General features: G+C 39.0%; 17 protein-coding genes. 4 read left to right on the top strand and 13 right to left on the bottom strand.

Annotated elements, in window-relative coordinates:
* Positions 1–99: 99 nt before the first annotated feature.
* Positions 100–747: an MtnX-like HAD-IB family phosphatase gene (locus LCL91_RS04435; RefSeq protein ID WP_165995802.1), complete on the top strand. Its 648-nt coding sequence runs from the start codon at positions 100–102 to the stop codon at positions 745–747.
* On the top strand, positions 747–1,796 hold the full coding sequence (locus LCL91_RS04430; protein WP_224881208.1) for an iron-containing alcohol dehydrogenase family protein: 1,050 nt from the start codon (positions 747–749) through the stop codon (positions 1,794–1,796). The genes LCL91_RS04435 and LCL91_RS04430 overlap by 1 nt, the downstream gene beginning before the upstream one ends.
* A gap of 62 nt (positions 1,797–1,858) precedes the next feature.
* Here LCL91_RS04430 and kynA read toward each other — a convergent pair whose 3' ends face one another.
* From kynA to LCL91_RS04410, 4 genes are all read right to left on the bottom strand, one after another.
* Positions 1,859–2,701, bottom strand: coding sequence for a tryptophan 2,3-dioxygenase (kynA, locus tag LCL91_RS04425; RefSeq protein WP_224880308.1), 843 nt, complete (start codon positions 2,699–2,701; stop codon positions 1,859–1,861).
* Positions 2,702–2,867: 166 nt separating this feature from the next.
* On the bottom strand, positions 2,868–3,410 hold the full coding sequence (locus LCL91_RS04420) for a site-specific integrase (RefSeq protein ID WP_160919532.1): 543 nt from the start codon (positions 3,408–3,410) through the stop codon (positions 2,868–2,870).
* 458 nt (positions 3,411–3,868) lie between these two features.
* The gene (locus LCL91_RS04415; RefSeq protein ID WP_224880306.1) at positions 3,869–4,996 is read right to left on the bottom strand and encodes an aminopeptidase; all 1,128 of its coding nucleotides are present in this window, start codon (positions 4,994–4,996) and stop codon (positions 3,869–3,871) included.
* A 98-nt stretch (positions 4,997–5,094) separates the two neighbouring features.
* On the bottom strand, positions 5,095–6,462 hold the full coding sequence (locus tag LCL91_RS04410) for a bifunctional metallophosphatase/5'-nucleotidase (protein ID WP_224880304.1): 1,368 nt from the start codon (positions 6,460–6,462) through the stop codon (positions 5,095–5,097).
* Between the two features lie 167 nt (positions 6,463–6,629).
* On the opposite strand from LCL91_RS04410, the gene LCL91_RS04405 reads away from it, so the two are divergent.
* Positions 6,630–7,799 (top strand): lactate 2-monooxygenase, encoded by a 1,170-nt coding sequence (locus tag LCL91_RS04405; RefSeq protein WP_224880302.1) that lies wholly within the window; start codon positions 6,630–6,632, stop codon positions 7,797–7,799.
* A 34-nt stretch (positions 7,800–7,833) separates the two neighbouring features.
* On the opposite strand, the gene LCL91_RS04400 is transcribed toward LCL91_RS04405, so the two are convergent.
* From LCL91_RS04400 to LCL91_RS04385, 4 genes are all read right to left on the bottom strand, one after another.
* The gene (locus LCL91_RS04400; RefSeq protein ID WP_224880300.1) at positions 7,834–9,030 is read right to left on the bottom strand and encodes an MFS transporter; all 1,197 of its coding nucleotides are present in this window, start codon (positions 9,028–9,030) and stop codon (positions 7,834–7,836) included.
* 174 nt (positions 9,031–9,204) lie between these two features.
* On the bottom strand, positions 9,205–9,600 hold the full coding sequence (locus LCL91_RS04395; protein ID WP_224880299.1) for a VOC family protein: 396 nt from the start codon (positions 9,598–9,600) through the stop codon (positions 9,205–9,207).
* Positions 9,601–9,683: 83 nt separating this feature from the next.
* Complete coding sequence (locus tag LCL91_RS04390; protein WP_224880297.1) at positions 9,684–11,903, bottom strand: DEAD/DEAH box helicase; 2,220 nt, start codon at positions 11,901–11,903, stop codon at positions 9,684–9,686.
* Between the two features lie 82 nt (positions 11,904–11,985).
* Positions 11,986–12,855, bottom strand: a complete 870-nt coding sequence (locus LCL91_RS04385; protein ID WP_224880295.1) for a LysR family transcriptional regulator — start codon at positions 12,853–12,855, stop codon at positions 11,986–11,988.
* Between the two features lie 109 nt (positions 12,856–12,964).
* Between LCL91_RS04385 and LCL91_RS04380 the strand changes: the two genes are divergently transcribed.
* Positions 12,965–13,990: a YeiH family protein gene (locus LCL91_RS04380; protein ID WP_224880292.1), complete on the top strand. Its 1,026-nt coding sequence runs from the start codon at positions 12,965–12,967 to the stop codon at positions 13,988–13,990.
* Here LCL91_RS04380 and LCL91_RS04375 read toward each other — a convergent pair.
* The 5 genes from LCL91_RS04375 to LCL91_RS04355 all read right to left on the bottom strand — a co-directional run bounded on the left by LCL91_RS04375 (position 13,987) and on the right by LCL91_RS04355 (position 18,743).
* On the bottom strand, positions 13,987–14,604 hold the full coding sequence (locus LCL91_RS04375; RefSeq protein ID WP_224880290.1) for a hypothetical protein: 618 nt from the start codon (positions 14,602–14,604) through the stop codon (positions 13,987–13,989). The genes LCL91_RS04380 and LCL91_RS04375 overlap by 4 nt on opposite strands.
* Before the next feature lie 222 nt (positions 14,605–14,826).
* Positions 14,827–16,296: a D-alanyl-D-alanine carboxypeptidase/D-alanyl-D-alanine endopeptidase gene (dacB, locus tag LCL91_RS04370; protein WP_224880288.1), complete on the bottom strand. Its 1,470-nt coding sequence runs from the start codon at positions 16,294–16,296 to the stop codon at positions 14,827–14,829.
* 101 nt (positions 16,297–16,397) lie between these two features.
* Entirely contained in the window at positions 16,398–16,544 is a 147-nt protein-coding gene (locus LCL91_RS04365; RefSeq protein WP_160919521.1) for a hypothetical protein, read from the bottom strand.
* A 171-nt stretch (positions 16,545–16,715) separates the two neighbouring features.
* The gene (locus tag LCL91_RS04360; RefSeq protein ID WP_224880285.1) at positions 16,716–17,891 is read right to left on the bottom strand and encodes an acyl-CoA dehydrogenase family protein; all 1,176 of its coding nucleotides are present in this window, start codon (positions 17,889–17,891) and stop codon (positions 16,716–16,718) included.
* A 96-nt stretch (positions 17,892–17,987) separates the two neighbouring features.
* A complete protein-coding gene (locus LCL91_RS04355; RefSeq protein WP_224880283.1) occupies positions 17,988–18,743 on the bottom strand; it encodes a pirin family protein in 756 nt (251 codons plus the stop codon).
* Positions 18,744–18,758 lie beyond the last annotated feature (15 nt).

The raw sequence follows: 18,758 nt of genomic DNA, 5'->3' as shown, positions 1-18,758 counted from the left end.
CTGTTGTACGTTATTGTTCTAAAAGAATTGAATTTCTTTTGCATCCAAAAGCATGCTACAATTTTAAGAGATCAGCTATCATAAGAGGAGGATACATAAATGAAAAAGTGGGCTTTTGTGTCAGATTTTGACGGAACGATTTCAAAAAAGGATTTCTACTGGCTTGTGATTGACACTTACTATCCTGAAGGTAAACCATTGTATAAGAAATGGAAAGCAGGTGAAATGCAAGATATTGATTTTCTTAGCCAGGTATTTCAATCGATTGATCAGCATGAAGAGCAAATTATTCAAGACATTCTCTCGCTACCTATTGATGAGCACGTCCCCTCTTTCATTCGAACGGTTCAGGAAAGCGGTGGGGATTTCTATATACTAAGTGCCGGCACCGATTATTACATTCATCACATTCTTGAGCATTATGGCATTAAAGACGTACCGGTATTCTCAAATAAAGGATACTATGAAGATAAAAATGTCCATTTGTCGATTGATGAAAATCATAAACATTATTCAAGACGTTACGGTATTGATAAATCAAAAGTCATTGCAGAATTAAAGGAAACCTATGATGTTGTTTATTTTGCTGGTGACAGTGAACCCGATTCGCATCCTGCGAAAGTTGCCGATCTAACTTTTGCTAAAGATGCCCTTCAAGATTTATTAAAGGAAAATCATGTGCCTTATGTTGCGGTTGATTCGTTTTTACAGATAGAAGAATTTTTACGTGAGAAAGGTACGGTTTAATCATGCATGCATTAACGAATATTCCGATTCCTTCTATTTTGGAGATTCGTTCAGGTATCCGTCATCAGCTAGATTCTATTCTTCATAAACACGGGTTTCATCATGCTCTGTTTTTGTTTGATGCGTTTACTTACGATGCTTATGCCGAGTCCTTTCAGAAATCGAAACATGTGACAATCAACGTTCAAAAAATGGAACCCGGTCAAACGATTCAGGATCTCATAGCTTTTGCTTTTACCCTTGATTCCTATGATGTTGTCGTTGCGATGGGGGGCGGTCAGATTATTGACTACGGAAAGTATATTGCCTTTTCTAGAAAACTCCCCTTTATCAGCATGCCTACTTCCGCTTCCAATGATGGTTTTGCTAGCAGCAATTGTTCTCTTATCGTTAATCAAAAAAAGGCGACCGTTCCTGCACAGGTGCCTTTTGGAATTATTGCGGATCTTGAAGTGATTCAACAGGCTCCTTCTCATTTCTTACTTGCAGGAGTTGGTGACTTAATGAGTAACATTACGGCTCTTTACGATTGGGAATTTGAAGAAAGGCATGGAAAAGGCCACGTCAATGCTTTCGCAGCGATGCTTAGTAAAAAAGCGGTCAATAGTTTCATTCGAACGCCGATGACTGATCTTCAAAATCCAATCTTTATCAAAGAGCTTGTAAGTTCCTTAACCATGGGCGGTGTGGCCACCGTGATTAGTGGAAATAGTGCTCCAATTAGTGGTTCAGAGCACTTAATTTCACACGCTCTAGACAAACAATTGTCGAAACCTTATATGCATGGGATTCAAGTTGGTCTTGCTACGTACATTATGGCAAACGTCCAAAACCATCGTGCATTACGAATGAAAAAAGTGTTTGAGCGAACAGGTTTCTTTCATTATGTAAAAGAAGAAAAGATTCAAAAGTCCTCTCTGGCAGAGGCGATTTTATTTGCACCATCAGTAAAACCAAGTCGCTACACATATTTACATGATCAAACCTTCCAACAAAAGGCTCTCTCTTTCTTAGAAAGTGATCACACGTTACAGGACGTATTAGTATAAAAAAATGCCCTTAACAAGAGGGCATTTTTTAGTGTTTGTTTACATAATAATATTAAATTATACTAAAGCTCTGTTCGAATATCCCAAAGTTCAGGGAAAAAGCGATGATCCAGAACTTTCTTTAAATATCCAACGCCGGATGAGCCTCCAGTCCCCTGTTTAAACCCGATGATCCTTTCAACTGTTTTCATATGACGGAAACGCCATTGTTGGAGCCAATCTTCAATATCAACAAGCTTCTCAGCTAGTTCATATAGGTCCCAATACGTTTCTACATCTCGATATACGGTCAACCATGCCTGCATCACTGAGTTATTCCTTCTGTATGTTTCGGTCACATCGCGATCAAGAACGTCCTTATCAATAGGTAATCCCGCCCTCGATAAAGCTTTAATCGCTACATCATAAATACCGGGTTCTTGATAAGCGTCTTTTAGTTCTTCATGAAGCTCTTTATCTTTCTCATAAATCTTTAAAACGTGAGGTGTTTTATAGCCTAATGCAAACTCGATCATACGGTATTGATAAGACTGAAAACCAGAAGCCTGTCCGAGCGAATCGCGGAACTGCATGTATTCCGACGGGGTTAACGTTGAGAGAACGTCCCAAGCCTGAATGATTTGGGTCTGAGTTTTCGAAACACGCGCAAGCATTTTAAAAGCAGTTGATAATTCATCTTTTTCGATTGCTTCAATTGCACCTCTTAGTTCATGCAAGATTAATTTCATCCATAATTCGCTTACCTGGTGAATAACGATAAAAAGCATTTCATCATGATGGTCGGATAACCTATTCTGCCCTGCAAGTATCTTATCAAGGCTTAAGTATTCTCCGTATGTCATATTGTTTTTAAAATCAGTATGTATGGACGCTTCCGTTGGATCTTGATGATCTTTCTTTCCCAATGACAAAACCTCCCCCTAATTTGTAAGCGGAACCAAAACGCAACCTTCTTCCGTGTTTCTTCATTAATATAGTAGTCTAATAAATCATTAACGCTAATCTGCTTTTAATGAGCTTAATTCCCCTCCTCTCAAAAAAAGTATAACATGTTCCGATTTTGAAGTAATTTTACAAACTAAAGTTAAACAGTGATTCATCCATTTGCTCTTGCTCAATGCCAATGTATCTTAAAGTAATCGATGGTGCAGAATGGCCGAAGATCTTTTGAAGCATTGCTACATCTTTCGTCTGTTTATAGTAAAAGTAACCAAATGTCTTTCGCATTGTATGCGTTCCTATTTCAGAAAGCCCTGCTTCTGAAGCAGCCTGGTTTAGAATTTTATAAGCCTGACCTCGTTGGATAGGTAAATCTGTTTTGTTTGAAGGAAACAAAAAATCTCGTTCTTCCATATCAAACGTATACGATTCGATAAGCTCCTTAAGTGCATAGTTAATTGGAAAGCGTTTTGATTTTCCGGTCTTTTTTTCTTTTATGATGATATGGGTTTGGTTACGAACGTCACCAACACGTAAAGGTAGTAAATCACTAATCCGTAAACCAGTGTTAATTCCCATATTAAACAAAAACCAATCTCTGGAATTTCGCTTTCGCAGGTTTTGTTTTACTAATTTTATCTTCTGAGGATCTCGAATCGGCTGAACCGTGTTCATGTAGGCAACCTTCTTTCTACATTCAATATGTATCATTAATAATAAGATTTTGTTCAATATGTATCATTATACCCTTCTGGCCTCTCCTGTAAAAGAGGAAAACCCCTAAAAATAAGCTTTCATTCATTTTCACAATGATACACAATATATGTTTTGTATCATTGTGTGAGTATAGAAGCAATTAGTTTTGTTTACGTGCATATTGTGTCATTCGTTCTTAATGAACTGAAAAAGTAAAAATGTGGTTTGTACCATTCATGCTATATTTGGGGGATGATAAGAACTTCTGTTTTTTCTCTTGACTTAACGTGTCTGGAGCTATATTTATTTATATACTTTTTTATAAAATTAGTAAATTATTACGGTAATTGAAATTTATAATTTTACTATTATTTTTCCGTTCTCTCTTAGTTATTATAAAAGGAAACCACAAGCATCATTCTGCCTGTGGTTGCTGATTAGCGTACAATTTCTTTTTGGTTAAGATTTTCTGGGTTTAAATCAATCAAGTCATCTGTTACAAAAACCCCATCTTTCTGAATGAGTTGACCATCGAAATACAGTTCTCCCCCACCAAACTCCTTCCGTAGTATCAAAACCATATCCCAATGAATCATTGAGCGGTTTCCATTGTCGGCATTATCATAAGCTTGTCCAGGCGTAAAATGGATACTACCATTTATTTTCTCATCAAATAAGGTATTCCCTACTGGATGATTAATTAGTGGATTCAATCCGATAGCAAATTCCCCAATATAGCGTGCTCCTTCGTCAAGATTTAGGATTTCGTTCAGTTTGTCTGTTTGGTCAGCTTCCGCATGAACAATCTTCCCTTTCTCCAACGTTAATTTTACGTTGTGAAAGGTAATCCCTTGATAAGAACAAGGTGTATTAAATGAAATTATACCATTTACACTCTCCTTGACGGGTGATGTAAACACTTCTCCATCAGGAATGTTTTTCTTTCCGTGGCTAGCGATAGTTGGGATATTTAAAATAGAAAATGAGAGATCCGTACCAGGTGCGATGATCTTTACTTGATCAGTCTTTTCCATTAAATCAAAAAGCGGCTGTTGCTTTTCCGCCATTCGTTTATAATCAAGACTACACACTTCAAACAAATAATCCTGATAAGTAAGGGTCCCCATTTTTGCTTTTTGTGCTGCTGCTGGCGTTGGATAATCAAGAAGTACCCACTTTCTTTCATTCACCATTTTATGATCGATCTCTTTGAAAACTTCTCCATATAGTTTCATGGCATCAGATGCAAGTTCTGACAATGTCGCATCATTTTCTTCAGCTCGAATATGAATAAACGATTGCACATCTTCTAATTGCTTCGCATACCATTCTTTTTGAATCTCTGCTTGCTCTTTTGTTGCAAATTCAGCCAAGTGAACGTCTATTTCATCATCACGTAATTCAACAAATGGCACCCCGTCGGCTGCATAAATCTCCTTAATGATTTCACGTATTAACGGTTTGGCAATTTGATGACCCGTCACCATCACGCGTTCACCAATCTTAACTTCAATGGAGTGATGGACTAGCGTCTTAGCTAACTGACTTAATCGTTCGTCGCGCATTTATCTTCTTCCTTTCAATGTGGCCTAAATTTAAGTTTCATTTCCTTTTTCTAGGAACGTCTAGAGTACGAGCTACACGAACTCAAGACGGAAATAGTCTACACCCAACGATTCTTGAAAGCATTTATTACAAAAGTTTCCTTCTCGGCGTATTCTCTAATAACATCTTTTATTTCATCTGGTTGATAATGAAAGTTTCGATTGTTTGCTAGCTCTCCATACCCAGAACCTCTTAGCAAGTAATCTGATGAAGCTACACGATACCACCGCTCGGGATCGAAAGCTTCATCGTTAATTGTAATCATCTTTATTTGATTTTGATTATGTTGAATTTTTGCACCAGAAACATGAAGCCGTCCGACATACTTCCCTCGAAAACCAGGTCCTTTTCCATCAGCCATACAAACCGAGCTATTTAATGAACTTTCAAGAGCTGCGTAAAGGTCTTTTCCTTGAATTTCAAAATAAGTAGGATTTAGTGGAGATGGACAAATTTCAATTAGTTTTTTATTGGAAACATAGCCGATGAGACCGCCATTTGCAATTCCACTATTTATTAGCCCTAGATCGCAATCAAAACGATCTTTCAAACCATCTGCGATTAAATTGGTCATCGGATTCTCTTCTAGTACGTCATGCCACAATGGTTTGCTAACGGTATAAAGCGGTTTACTTAGGTGAGCGATCGCTTCTTCCCTACTTACTTGTAATATATTTTGAATTTCGACATCTTCAACCGCTTTAGCTGTTGATATGGTAGAAGAAGCTAATAGTTCTACGCCTTCATTTGATACATCAACTTCAATAATTCCAATATGCTCACCATACATACCTGCTGAATTTAGTATCGTATTATTCACTATTTTTGCTTCCTCATAAAGGACGTGGTCATGTGCGGATAAAATCAAATCAATTTCATCGATGGCTTCTGCTAATTCGATATCTGCTTGTGTGCCAACATGGTTTAAAACAATACAAACATCATAGTTTCCATGTTGCTTATTAATTTCTGTTCTGATCGCTTCTACATATTCTAAAATTTGAAAGCCCATTAAATCATTGAACTCTTGTAAATCTGGAGAAGCACCCGTAATTAAAATGCGAAGTTCATTTTTAATCAGAATCGTACTAGGATATACTCCTTTGAACGTTTCACCGTTAGTTTTAAGTAGATTGCAACTAATGAACGGTACCGTGCTCTGAACCGCCATATGCTCTAATGTATCATTTCCATTAAATAGTTCATTATTTCCTATCGTAATGGCATCGTAACCAGTCGATTCCAACATCTTCACTGCCCCGACCCCTCGTGTTCCCTGAAGCTCGATGCTTTTAAAATCTGCAAAGTCCCCACCATCTAACACTAGCGTGTGTTCATCAGCATAATCGCGAATAAGTGATGTTGCTTTAGCGAAGTTGTTAAAGTGACTATGAATATCGTTCGTATGTATGACTGAAAGCTTCATGATTGTCCCCCAGTATGCAAATTTAGTGCCATCCTACTATTTCGAAACTAACATACAAAATCCTGCTATTTTCTAATTATATTAATATAAAGTTTCCATTTTAAAGAAGGAATTGGATAGAAAGCAAAGAAGATTCAACTAACTACATTCATAAAGGAGTCGTTCCAATGGCTAATATCGGCAATGAAATTCAGTTTGGTATTTATAAGCAGATGCTTTCACCTGATCCGGAGCGTTTACCAACAAGATATGAAGATTGGGAAGCACGAGCACGGGAAATTCTTGAGGATGGACCTTATCATTATGTAGCTGGAGGATCTGGGGCGGAAGAAACGAAAAATGCGAACCGCGAAGCATTCAAGAGATGGAATATCGTGCCCCGCGTCTTTCGTCATGTTGAAGACCGAAACTTAAAAGTAGGCTTGTACGGTCAGATGCTCCCTGCTCCATTGTTAGTTGCCCCAATTGGTGTGCAATCCATTATCCATCAAGAAGGCGAACTTGCTTCAGCGAAAGCCGCTGCTTTAATGGAAATCCCCTACATTGCTAGCTCGGCATCAAGTCATTCTATGGAAGAAATTGCTGAAATAATGGGAGACGCACCTAAGTGGTTTCAACTTTACTGGAGTCGTGATCCAGAGATCGCTAAAAGTTTTGTTCAACGAGCGGAACTCGCTGGATACTCAGCAATCGTCGTAACGCTTGACACTCCTATGATGGCATGGCGTGAATTGGATTTACAGAATGTGTACTTGCCTTTTCTGATTGGAGAAGGAATTGGGAACTATTTAACGGATCCTGCTTTTCGCGCTGGACTCCATGTACCTCCTGAAGAAGATGCTATGGGGGCAATTATGCATTGGACTCATGTATTTGGAAATGCCGGACTCACGTGGGAGGATTTAGCAGAGCTAAGAAAGTATACATCTTTGCCTATCATTTTAAAAGGCATCCTTCATCCCGATGATGCCAAACTAGCCTTAAAATATGGAGCCGATGGGATTATCGTCTCAAACCATGGTGGGCGCCAGGTGGATGGTGCAATCTCAGCACTCGATGCTCTACCGGCCATTGTGGAAGCTGTAGAAAATCAAGTTCCTGTTTTAATGGATAGTGGAATTAGAAGAGGTGCTGATGTATTTAAAGCCATTGCACTTGGAGCCAAAGCCGTTCTCGTAGGACGACCATGTATGTACGGACTAGCTGTAGCTGGGCAAGCAGGCGTGAAGCATGTACTTTCTAACCTTCTTGCTGATTTTGATTTAACGATGGCGTTGTCAGGGTGTCGCGATCTAAATGAAGTGAACAAGGAGATGCTCATTCCGAGTAGTCGATAAAAAAGAAATGAGCTCGGTTTACGAGCTCATTTTCCTACTTCCATTGAACAGCTTCATGGTGTCTTTGTACCGTAGCACTTCTTTTTAAATAAATAACGTAAATCACCATTGAAATGATAACGGATATACCTGCTGTTAAATAAATATCAGCATAGCCAAATGTGGATGCGATCAAACCGAAAAACATTGCCCCTAGACCTACACCTAAATCAAAGAATGAGAAAAAGGTAGCATTCGCCATTCCTTTTCTGTGATTAGGTGCTTCATTAACTGCCCATGCTTGAAGAGCAGGCTGCACAGACCCAAACCCGATCCCAAATAATACAGCTGCAAGAATGAGCATAAATTGATTCGCCAATAACGTAAGATCAATCATTGCCGCTAAAATTAAAAAGGCGCCTGGAAGAAAAATAGCTTTATGGCCCCTCCGATCATAGATTCGTCCTGCGAAAGCACGTACAAGCATAAGCGATACAGCAAACACGACAAAGTACCATTCAATTCCATCAATACCTAACTGTTCAGCATACAATGGTAGAAAGGTAGCGATTCCTCCAAAGACCATTGTTATGAAGAAAAGTAATATCGAAGGCATTAATGCTGTCTTCTCAAAGATGTCCCATTTCTTTTTCTCAATAGGTGTTTTGTTCGCAGGTTTATAGCGAATAATCGAAGCGATGATGAATGAAAGCAAACCTGCAGAGGCTGCAATCAAAAACATTGTTTTAAAACCTGAAAGAGCGATTAGGAATAAACCAAGAGCTGGACCAAAAGCCATAGCTAAATTTCCTGCAAGGCCAAAATACCCCATTCCTTCTCCCCTTCGCTTTTGTGGAATTAAATCCGTTGCGATTGTGCCTACCGCCGTTGTCGACATACCCCATCCGAGTCCCTGGACTACCCGCATTAGGAATAACAGAACAAGACTGCCAGTGAACGCATAAGATCCTACCGATATGACAAAAACCAATAATCCAATTAAGAAAATGATTCTTCTTCCAAGTGATTCCAGTACGTGCCCGCTCCATGGTCGAATAAGTAAAGCAGATAAGGTAAAGATACCGACCACAAAACCAATTAGCTGATCACTGCCGCCAAGTTCATTCACAAACAAAGGTAGTGTAGGTAAGGTCATCTGGAATCCAGCAAAAATAAAAAAGTTTGCCATGCAAATAAAAATAAAATCACGCGTCCAGATCTTCTCTTTCTGAAGATCTTGCTGTTTGGCCATAACGATTCCTTCTTTCTATGACTTTTATTCTCTTCAATCTTACAGCATGATCACCCTTTTTAAGAGTTTCCTGCTCAGACAAAAAAGCGAAGATGAGCGTTTAAAAACGAAAGGATTGGAACTCTTGAACAGAAAAAAGCAGTGCCCTTTCACGGGGACACTGTCTTTTAGTATTTACTTGCTATATTTAGATGCAGGTTCATAAAATTCAAGCCATTCACCATCTGGTCCTGCGAAGAAAAGATACTTTGCTCCGTTAGGCAATGTGTTGATACCTTCATCAATAAACGTTACACCAAGATCATGAAGACGGGTGCGTTCTTGTTCAATATTTTTTACTGTAAAGGCGATATGGTGAACTTTACCTTCCGTAGGTAAATCTGAATCATAGCCTTCAATTAACTCCACTAAAATTTCACCATTAAAACCAAGAAAAGCTAGTTTTTTATCGCCATCAGGATGATCAAATTCATCAAGTAGTTCGAGTCCAATCATTCCTTGATAAAACCCTTTCGATGCTTCAATGTTTCGCACTTGTACGCCAACATGTTCAAGCTTTTGAATCGCCATAAGTCACCTGCTTTCATTCAATTCATTCGACTCTATAACTTTAACACAGTAACGCAAATGAAGAAAAGCAAAAGCATTCTCTTTTAAGCGTCTGATGGGAGGATTTGATTTAATATCTCACCAGTAACAAGCGCTGATTCCAACCTCGCTGAAACCGCTGGTGGAAGGACATTTTTCATTCCTTCAAATGGCATGCCAAGATAGAATATTTTTCGATCAATAGCTACAAAGGGAAAGGGAACTTCATACGCCACATGAACCGCCAACGGAATCGCTTGAACGACCGCTTGGGAGAGGATGATTGTTTTACCTGGGGAGGATTTCAACGTTTTTATCCACTCTTTTGTTAGCGATGTGCCGGTTGGAATAGAAATGATGATTTCGTTTGCTTTTTGAATATCATCAAATACGTCTTCAGTGTTTAAAGCATGACTCCATTTTAAATGAGCATGATGATGTGTAATCCACTTTCCTATTTGAGTAGGTCTAATTCTTTCGTTTTTCTGTAACTGGTGCTCCATTAATTGTCTGAGCGTTTTAGATTGAGCCATCCGGTTTTTGAAATAATCCACGTTGCTAACATGTATAAATTTCCCTTTCGTACGGGTCATAGCGACGTTGATTAAACGCTCGCTATTATTTCCTGTAAGTAGCATTCCAGGACGGAATTCTGGATCACTATCTACTGTATCAAACACCATCATATCTCGTTCGCTTCCCTGAAATCGATGAACAGTTGCAGATAGAATATCTGCTTGGTCAGTCTGTGAAAGAAGATCTTCTATCAATAATCCCATGAGTTTCGATTGGGCACGGTAAGGTGTTACATAGCCAATCGAGGTCATTCCTGATTGCAATGATTCGTAAATTGCTTGAAAAGATAAGAAGAGTTGCCATACGTTCATCCGAGATTTTGACGAGTGGCCAGTGAAACAATAAGCACCTGTATGACTTGTATCAATGAGAGCGGAAGCCATTCCTTTGAAAGGAAGTTTTTCAGTAATGGCTTTCCTTAACGTAGCCGTTGTGGGATGATCTTTAACAAGAGAATGATAAATTGTTTTGTTTGTAAAAGCTGAAATAACTGGATGCATACGCCTCTGCTCATTTAATAAAAACAGTTGAGGATGAAGGTTACCCGATTGAACCGTTTCAATAATGCCAGCCCGATGAAAAACATCTTCTTTTAACCATTTTGAAACGAGCGGATGGCGGGATGATGCTATAGGGGGAAGCTGTTTAAAATCACCACATATCACAACCCGTTTTCCAAGCGAGGCAGCAAACGCTGCCTGGGGCACGTAAGCCATACTAGCTTCATCAATAATGACAACATCAACTCTTTTTCGGTAAATCGTTTCATCAATCGCTGCTTTTGTTAAAGTAGTTCCTATTATCGTAGCGTTTTTAACGAATTCCATTTCTTTACGCCGAATCTTTTCGAGAACATTCCCTAATTTAGACTCTAACTTTAGCAGCTGAGTTGAATCACGATTGCTAAAGGAATTTGATAAATCGTCTTTTAAATTCTTCCGTTCCTCCACTATACTCTCTTTCTCTTCAGCAAGATCTGGATGTTGTGCTCTCAGTAACTGATCTGTATATAGCGGCAAAATAGATGGAACGTCACGTTGCAGGCCATAGCGCATGATTTTACCTTCTTCAAACTTCTCCCTTTTCTCAGCAAAAAGAGCTATTTCTCTCATTAAAACATCAACAGCTTGATTACTATGCGATAAAATTAGAACGCTATTTCCTTTAAAAAAGTGGTTTGCGGCGGCTCTTGCCAGGTTATGTGTTTTACCAGTTCCTGGTGGCCCCCATACATAAGTTACTGGATTATATTTTGACCTAAGAATCAACTCGTGAAGATGACTCTTAATTTTTTCTTCAGGGTGTTTAACCGTTTTAGGTGGATTCATTAATTTGCTAACCCGCGCTAACCTTCTTTTACTTTTCTTTATTTCTTCCAGGCGTTCGTGCAGCTCATCAAGCAATTCCCACGGATCATGGTAAAGATCAGCTTCTCTAATTTGATCGCCAAAATCACCCTCAAGGGCGAGAATGACATTTTTCCCTTCTGAAGATAACATTCTTCCATCGCGTTTTATATGTTTCATTTCAATGCGTATTTTTGATCCAGATGGAATCTGAATAAGCGAACGTGCATCAAAATAGTATCGAAAATCATCCCCTGATAATAATCGACCGTTAACAATTTTTATTGGCCTACTTCCAAACTTTTTTAAATGGGCTATTTCCGCACGAAGCGCTAATTGCCATTCTTCTATCATTTCTTTCATTATCTATCGCTTCCTTTTAACCATTCGTTCTTTCACAATTTCTATACTATATCATGCTCACCAATAACTCTCTACTGAACGCTTATGTTTTATGATGAGAATGGACGTGATCGAGAAAGACTTCAAGAACTTTCGTTTGAAAGGGAGAGCGCATTAATATCGAAAACGTTCGCGTGTATCTAAAATTGGGCAATTCAAGAATCTTTAATGTTCCGAGTTTCAATTCTTTTCGAATCGTCCATTTTGAAAGGATACCTATGCCAATTCCAGCTTCGACGGACTCTTTAATGAGTTGCGTACTTCCAAATGCCATTTTTTGAGAAGGGTCAATCGATAGAAGCTCCCACATTTTTTCACTCGCTTCTCTCGTTCCAGAACCTTCTTCACGGACAATCCACATTTCATTTTCAAGTATGCTCCCATGATCGACATTCTTATGTGAAGGGGCTGCTACTATGACCATTTCATCCTGTGTGAAACTATCTACTTTCATGTCTCTTGCTGGATAGTCTCCCTCAATAATACCAACATCTAGCTGATGGGAATAAACAAGATCTCCAATTTCTCTTGAATTTCCAATGGTGACAGCTGGTGTAATTAAAGGATACTTTTTTCGTATTGAAGCAATAACATGTGGCAAAACATATTCACCATAAGTGTAACTTGCACCAATTGTCAGTTTGCCACTTGCTCTGTTCGTCAGGTCATCCAATAAATAGTTCATTTTTGAATATAAATTTAATAACTCTATTGCATGATGATAAACAATTTCACCAGCTTTGTTCATTTCTACCGATCGGTTGTTTCTCTCTAGTAACTTAGTACCAAGGGTCTCTTCTAAGCTTTTAATATATTGACTAACGGCAGGCTGTGTCATGTGTAGTTCTTCAGCTGCTCTGGAGAAATTTCGCTTATCGACGACTGTAACAAACACTTTTAATTGCTGATCCACTTCCTCACCTCTAACTATAAGTTATTACTTATTATAACCATTCAATATAATTATTTCACTTATAATACTTCGTAACGTAAACTATAGAAGGAGAAACGGAGGAAAGAATATGATCAACACGTTAAGACATCAGCAAACACTACCGGAACCCATACGCTGGATTCTTGGCATTGCCTTTACGTTTTTTATTGCGTTATTAGGTTATTTTCTCGCCATGGTCCCAGGGTTTAAGCTTACTGGACAACTAGCCTCAGCAATTTTAATTGCGATTGCATACCGTCAAGTGGCTGGCTATCCGGAGTGGCTCAGAAAAGGCATCACATTTTCATCAAAAAAACTACTTAGGTTTGCGATCATTTTATATGGAATGAAATTAAATGTTAGTATGATTCTTCAAGATGGACTACCTATTCTATTACTAGGTGCAGTTGTTATTGCATTTGCTCTATTATCATCTATTTGGCTTTCTAAAGTAATGAATGCTAATAAGTCTATTACGCTGCTTCTTGGCGCGGGTACAGGGATTTGCGGAGCTGCTGCAATTGCAGCTGTTGCACCGATCGTTGAAGCGAAAGAAGAAGATACAGCAATCGGCGTTGGTATTATAGCTTTGTTTGGAACGATTTTTTCCATTGGGTATACGATTCTTCGCCCATTCCTGCCACTAACATCAAGTGAATATGGAGTATGGTCTGGAATTTCACTCCATGAAGTCGCTCACGTTGCTCTAGCTGCAGCACCAGGGGGAGAAACTGCATTAGCAATGGGCTTACTTGCCAAGCTTGGAAGGGTTTTTCTCCTTGTCCCAGTATGTTTTTTGTTCATGTATCTTATGAAACGCAAAAACAAGGGTACGCAACAAAAAGTAGCATTTCCTTGGTTTTTAGTTGGCTTTGTGATCATGAGTCTAGCAGGAACATTCCTTCTCGGGCCCATTATCCCTTTCTCTGATTCAGCCATGAATGTTGTGACAGAAATTACAACGTGGTGTTTAACCGCTGCTATGGTAGGGCTCGGTTTAAGCGTTAGTTTAAAAGACTTGAAAAATAAAGCCCTGAAGCCAATGGCGATTATCACAATTGTGTCCATCACGCTATCACTTTGCACTTTCTTTATCGTTAAGTGGTTTTACTAGGCTTCTGAATGGTCATCCTCTTTGGATGACCATTTTTTTCGTAAATAATCAACGTATCGAAAAGCGGTTCGTACGATTAAAGCGTGAAGAAGAATGCCAACAATCGTTAAGAGAATGATCACCATTTTTCCAATAAAAGAAGTTGGTTCAACGGAAAAACGTCCAACAAATATAATTGAACCTAATGACCATATCGCAGCATCCTGAAAAGAATCGACAACTGGCTCATAGAAATAAAACGGGAATGTTGAAACAATAACAAAGGCAAAACTTGTGTAAAACCATGTTTGAGGTGACATTCCCATGGCTTTCCCTAGAATGGGGTTACTAAATCGTTTTGCAATTGTTTTAATCCGCCATAATCGATAAAGCCTCGCAAGCTTTGCTCCTTGAAAAATTGAGTCAAGAGGGATCAGTGCAACCAAATCAAAAGGATGACGTTTAATGTAGTCCCATCGGCTTTTTGATAAATATAGAAACACAATATAATCAATAAAGAAGACAATCCATGTACCAATCAAGATCTCCTGTTGTATGGGAGACTTATACCAGATTGTTGATACAGATAAAATCACACATATAAATAAAAGATACTGATAGAGACGTTTAAGCATGACATCCCCCTTTCTATCATCGGTAGTACACCGTTTGTACTTCTTTTTATTTAGGCTGCATGCCTCTTTCTATGTATAGCCGAAATAATCGCAATTCGCTCAAGGCTTTGTCTCTCTTTACCAAATCTAATCCATACCTATTATAACAGTCATCATGTAAACTGACGTAGAATCATATATTTCTCCTATTCTACATTAAAAAAGGCTGCAATTGCAGCCATATTACAATACGTCACCCGCTAAGATAAGCATAATTTCATCTTCAATTTTCTCCATTTCTTCTTCATCAAGAAAGTTATTTATAATAACTGAAAAAACAAGAGGTTTTTGCCTTTTAATATAACCGGACAATGAGGTAACCCCTATTAGTGAACCAGTTTTCGCGAAGATTACGTTTTCAGCAGAAGTTTTTCTTAACCGCTCACGTAGTGTACCCCCTACGAACCGCTCTTGAGCTCCTGCTACTGGGAGCGAATCAAAGAACGATGAAAACCATTTCTTGCTTTGTAATGTATATAAAAGCTTCGAAAGTTCGTTTGGTTGAATAAGGTTCATTTGCGAGATGCCGGATCCGTCTCGTAAACACATGTTATTAGGATTTAATCCTTCACTTCTCAAAAAAGTCTTAACGACTTCTAAACCTGCTTCAAAACTTCCTTTTCCTAAGTGAACCCTCCCCATTTCCTTTAAAAGTACTTCGGCGTGTCCATTATTACTCAGTTTCATGAACGGTATGAGTAATTCTGAAAGCGGCATTGATTTCTTGGATAGAAGCGTCTTTGCATGACTAGGTGTAGACGCAATCTCTTTGTTTCCAGATAGAGCGATATGATGTGTTAGCAGCGAATCGGAAAAAAGGTCCAGAGCATAAGCTCCAGGATTCCAAACGGCGACCCAATTCGTTTCCGGATCACCAAACTGTGAAATAGTACCTGAAATAGTGATCGTGTTTGACCCATGAACCCGTTTAATAACAAGTTCCCCTTCTTTTTCAGAAGATACGGTCGTTGCCAAATTAACAATGTTAACATAATTAGTTTTAGGATGAAGCACGACTTCTGGTGCGCTCCCGATTTCCCCTCCCGAAACAGTCACCATAATAGTACCTGCATCGTAATCGGTATTTGGTGAAACGGTAAGCGCTGAAATTTGCGCTCCATAATATTCGTGCTCATCGCTCCAAATCATATCTTCAGAAAGATGCTGATCATCAAACCACGATTCATCTGCTACTACATTTCCTTCGATCCGTTTTACACCAATTGATTTAAGCTGACTAACAAATTGATCAAAGTCTTCTCTTAGAAGGGTAGGGTCTCCCTTTCCTCTTAAATAAAGATTGCCGATTAAAGTTCCGTCGTGTATTTCGCCATCTGTACAAACCTCAGTCGTAAAACGGTAATCAGAGCCAAGCATTTCGAGAGCAGCAGCTCCAGTAATGAGCTTCATATTTGAAGCAGGAGTTAGTCTTGTATCTCCATTATGATCAAAAAGTAAATCTCCAGTTTTTGCGGAACGTACGCTGACCCCAGCAATTGCTCCTTTGAGTCGATGATCGCTTAATATTCTATGTAAAGATGATGACCATTTTCCTTTTTGATGTAACGTGCCTTTCCCTTGTTTACAGCCCATACTTAAGATAAGAATACTAGATAACATCGTTCCATAACCGATCGTTTTTTTTGATAACATAAGACCTACATCCTTTCCAATTAAAATAGAGCCGAAGCGATTATTCTTTCGCGCGGCTCTAAGCTATAATGCATTTATGAAGAGACTATCATGAAAGGAAATCATTTATTCTCCTTCAACTCCTGTTCTTTTTGGCTATTCCTATTATAGATACCTTGTTCTTTTAATGCTTGCTCCTTACGCTCCATTTCCCATGGATAAGTTAACAACAAGCTTCCACTTAAAGAAACGGTTCGACGTTCTCTCACTTTTCTCCCCTCCTTTCGTTTCTTAGTGATCTATTTCGCTATTCGAATAGTTTTTTCCTTTTTTTCTGACTAATTTAAATCTAATGAACTAGATTGCTGGCATATTGAAAGATGAGGTAGTAAAAAACGTCTAATTAGAGGGTTTCATTTTTTCTCAAAAAAAATCTCCCCTTAGGAAGATTCGTAATGACTGATTGCATTTTTCGCAAGCATTGATATAACAGCGTCATCCATAGGTGGATTGTGTAAACCCGCTCTTACGTCTCGATAATGGCGCTGCATTGGATTGTCTTTAAAAAGCGCTCTAGCTCCAACAATTCTCATTGCCTGATCTACCACATTAGCTGCACTATTTGTCGCAACATGTTTAACAGCAGCTAGTTCAGGTCCCATTTCTGACCTTTTATCAGGTTCAGAAACCCACCTTAAAGCAACAGAATACATCATTTCTCGTGCTCGCATCAATTCTAGTTCCATTTCGCCGATTTTACGCTGCACTTCGGGTACCTCTTTAATGGGACCGGGTAGACTATTCGGAGAATACGTAGATGCAAAAGCAATTGCTTCATTTCGAGCAGCTATTGCAACTCCTAAATAACATGCAGGAATGTGAAGAAGCCACGCTTTTGGTAACTTACTCTTAGGGGATTCAGGACCTTCCACTAAAGCATCCTTCGGTAGGACAACATCGTTAAGTACCAGATCATCACTTCGTGTCCCTCTCATCGAAATCGTATCCCATTTTTCTTCAATTTCGACACCTGAAAGGTTCATATCAATAAGGAAAAAACCTTTTTCACCTGTATCTCCAATTTGAGCGGAAACAAGCGCGTATTGGAGTCCGGGTGCCATTGAAGTAAATGACTTTCGTCCGTTAATAATCCATTGTCCATCTTTTTCTGTTGCCTTCGTTTGTGGCATTCCACCACGGGTCGGACTTCCTGTCGCAGGCTCTGAAGCAGCACGATTAAACAAAGCATTTTCTTTCATAATAAGACGACTAAGTCGCTCATAAACGTCATCTGTCCATGTTTGCTCGTCTCTCATTTCGAGCATAAGTCCAAGGTGCCAACCAATTGAGAGCGCGGTAGCAGCATCTCCTGTTGCAATACGCTCTTGAAGCATAACAAATTCATATAGATCAATCGCTTTTCCACCAAACTTTGTTGGAACAGTTAAAGCAACATATCCGGAGTTCTTTAATTCTTCGAAATTCTCAAAAGGAAAACGACCTTCCTTGTCGATTTCATCCGCCCTCTCAGAAAATGAATCTGCGAGCGTATTCGCCATCTTCAATAATTTCTTCTGCCGATCATTTTTTATATAAGAATGATACAAGTGGTTCATAATAAGATTCCAGCCCTCCCAATTGATGTATACTATCTATCGTACACTACAAGAGGAATTAATCTCCAGTAAATCGATCGGGAAAAGCATATAGGATTATTTTCGAAGCAATGGATAACTAACTGATGTCGGAACCTCGATTATTAAAAGTCGCGTCTTTTCTTTAGATTGAACGATCATTTCAGCACTTTCTGCACCATCAATAACAAAAAAATCTTTCGCTTCATAAACATGCTCATTTAGTTCACCAACACCATCTAAAACAAGAACACTTAGCGAGCGTCCTTTAGTTAAGGATTGTTGAAACATGATTTCGTCCTCAATCAAAACATCCCACATAAGTGCATCTGTTTCGAATGAAACAGGGGAATCATCTCCTAGAATTTCTTTTATTTTCACTCCATCTTTAACGATTGTTTGAAACTCTTCGTGTTCAAACTGTTGGTAAGTTGGTTTGCGTCGCAGCGCTTCTCTTAAATGAGGCTCAAACCAAATTTGAAAGCCTTGCATATCTGGACCAACGAAACCTTCCTCATGAGAAACACCCGATCCTGTCTGCATCACTTGAAGGCCACCGGCTCCCACAACACTTCTAGTTCCTAGTGAGTCACCGTGCTCTGCTTTTCCACTGATCACATACGTAATGATTTCAAATCCTTGATGTGGATGGAGAGGGATATACCCTTCGTGCTCTGCTTTAGCCCATGCCCAATAAAACAAAGGACCAACTCGTTTTACCTCTGAACCTTCTCCTGGAAAGCCAATTGGCTTTTGTTCTGTGATTTTACCACCATCAAATTCTCCTACGCCCTGCTGATTTACACGAAAACGTTCTATACGCAATTGACTCATCTCTCCTTTTAATTA

This window comes from Guptibacillus hwajinpoensis (genome assembly GCF_020171785.1).
Lineage (GTDB): Bacteria > Bacillota > Bacilli > Bacillales > Guptibacillaceae > Guptibacillus > Guptibacillus sedimenti.
This window is presented reverse-complemented; position numbering and strand designations above follow the sequence as displayed.

Excerpts from the sequence above, each read along its gene's own strand:
- LCL91_RS04375 (WP_224880290.1), bottom strand. The coding sequence starts at position 14,604 with ATGCTTAAACGTCTCTATCAGTATCTTTTATTTATATGTGTGATTTTA.
- LCL91_RS04415 (WP_224880306.1), bottom strand. The coding sequence starts at position 4,996 with ATGCGCGACGAACGATTAAGTCAGTTAGCTAAGACGCTAGTCCATCAC.
- LCL91_RS04400 (WP_224880300.1), bottom strand. The coding sequence starts at position 9,030 with ATGGCCAAACAGCAAGATCTTCAGAAAGAGAAGATCTGGACGCGTGAT.
- LCL91_RS04390 (WP_224880297.1), bottom strand. The coding sequence starts at position 11,903 with ATGAAAGAAATGATAGAAGAATGGCAATTAGCGCTTCGTGCGGAAATA.
- LCL91_RS04420 (WP_160919532.1), bottom strand. The coding sequence starts at position 3,410 with ATGAACACGGTTCAGCCGATTCGAGATCCTCAGAAGATAAAATTAGTA.
- LCL91_RS04380 (WP_224880292.1), top strand. The coding sequence starts at position 12,965 with ATGATCAACACGTTAAGACATCAGCAAACACTACCGGAACCCATACGC.
- LCL91_RS04405 (WP_224880302.1), top strand. The coding sequence starts at position 6,630 with ATGGCTAATATCGGCAATGAAATTCAGTTTGGTATTTATAAGCAGATG.
- LCL91_RS04395 (WP_224880299.1), bottom strand. The coding sequence starts at position 9,600 with ATGGCGATTCAAAAGCTTGAACATGTTGGCGTACAAGTGCGAAACATT.
- dacB (WP_224880288.1), bottom strand. The coding sequence starts at position 16,296 with ATGTTATCAAAAAAAACGATCGGTTATGGAACGATGTTATCTAGTATT.
- LCL91_RS04435 (WP_165995802.1), top strand. The coding sequence starts at position 100 with ATGAAAAAGTGGGCTTTTGTGTCAGATTTTGACGGAACGATTTCAAAA.
- LCL91_RS04410 (WP_224880304.1), bottom strand. The coding sequence starts at position 6,462 with ATGAAGCTTTCAGTCATACATACGAACGATATTCATAGTCACTTTAAC.
- LCL91_RS04355 (WP_224880283.1), bottom strand. The coding sequence starts at position 18,743 with ATGAGTCAATTGCGTATAGAACGTTTTCGTGTAAATCAGCAGGGCGTA.
- LCL91_RS04360 (WP_224880285.1), bottom strand. The coding sequence starts at position 17,891 with ATGAACCACTTGTATCATTCTTATATAAAAAATGATCGGCAGAAGAAA.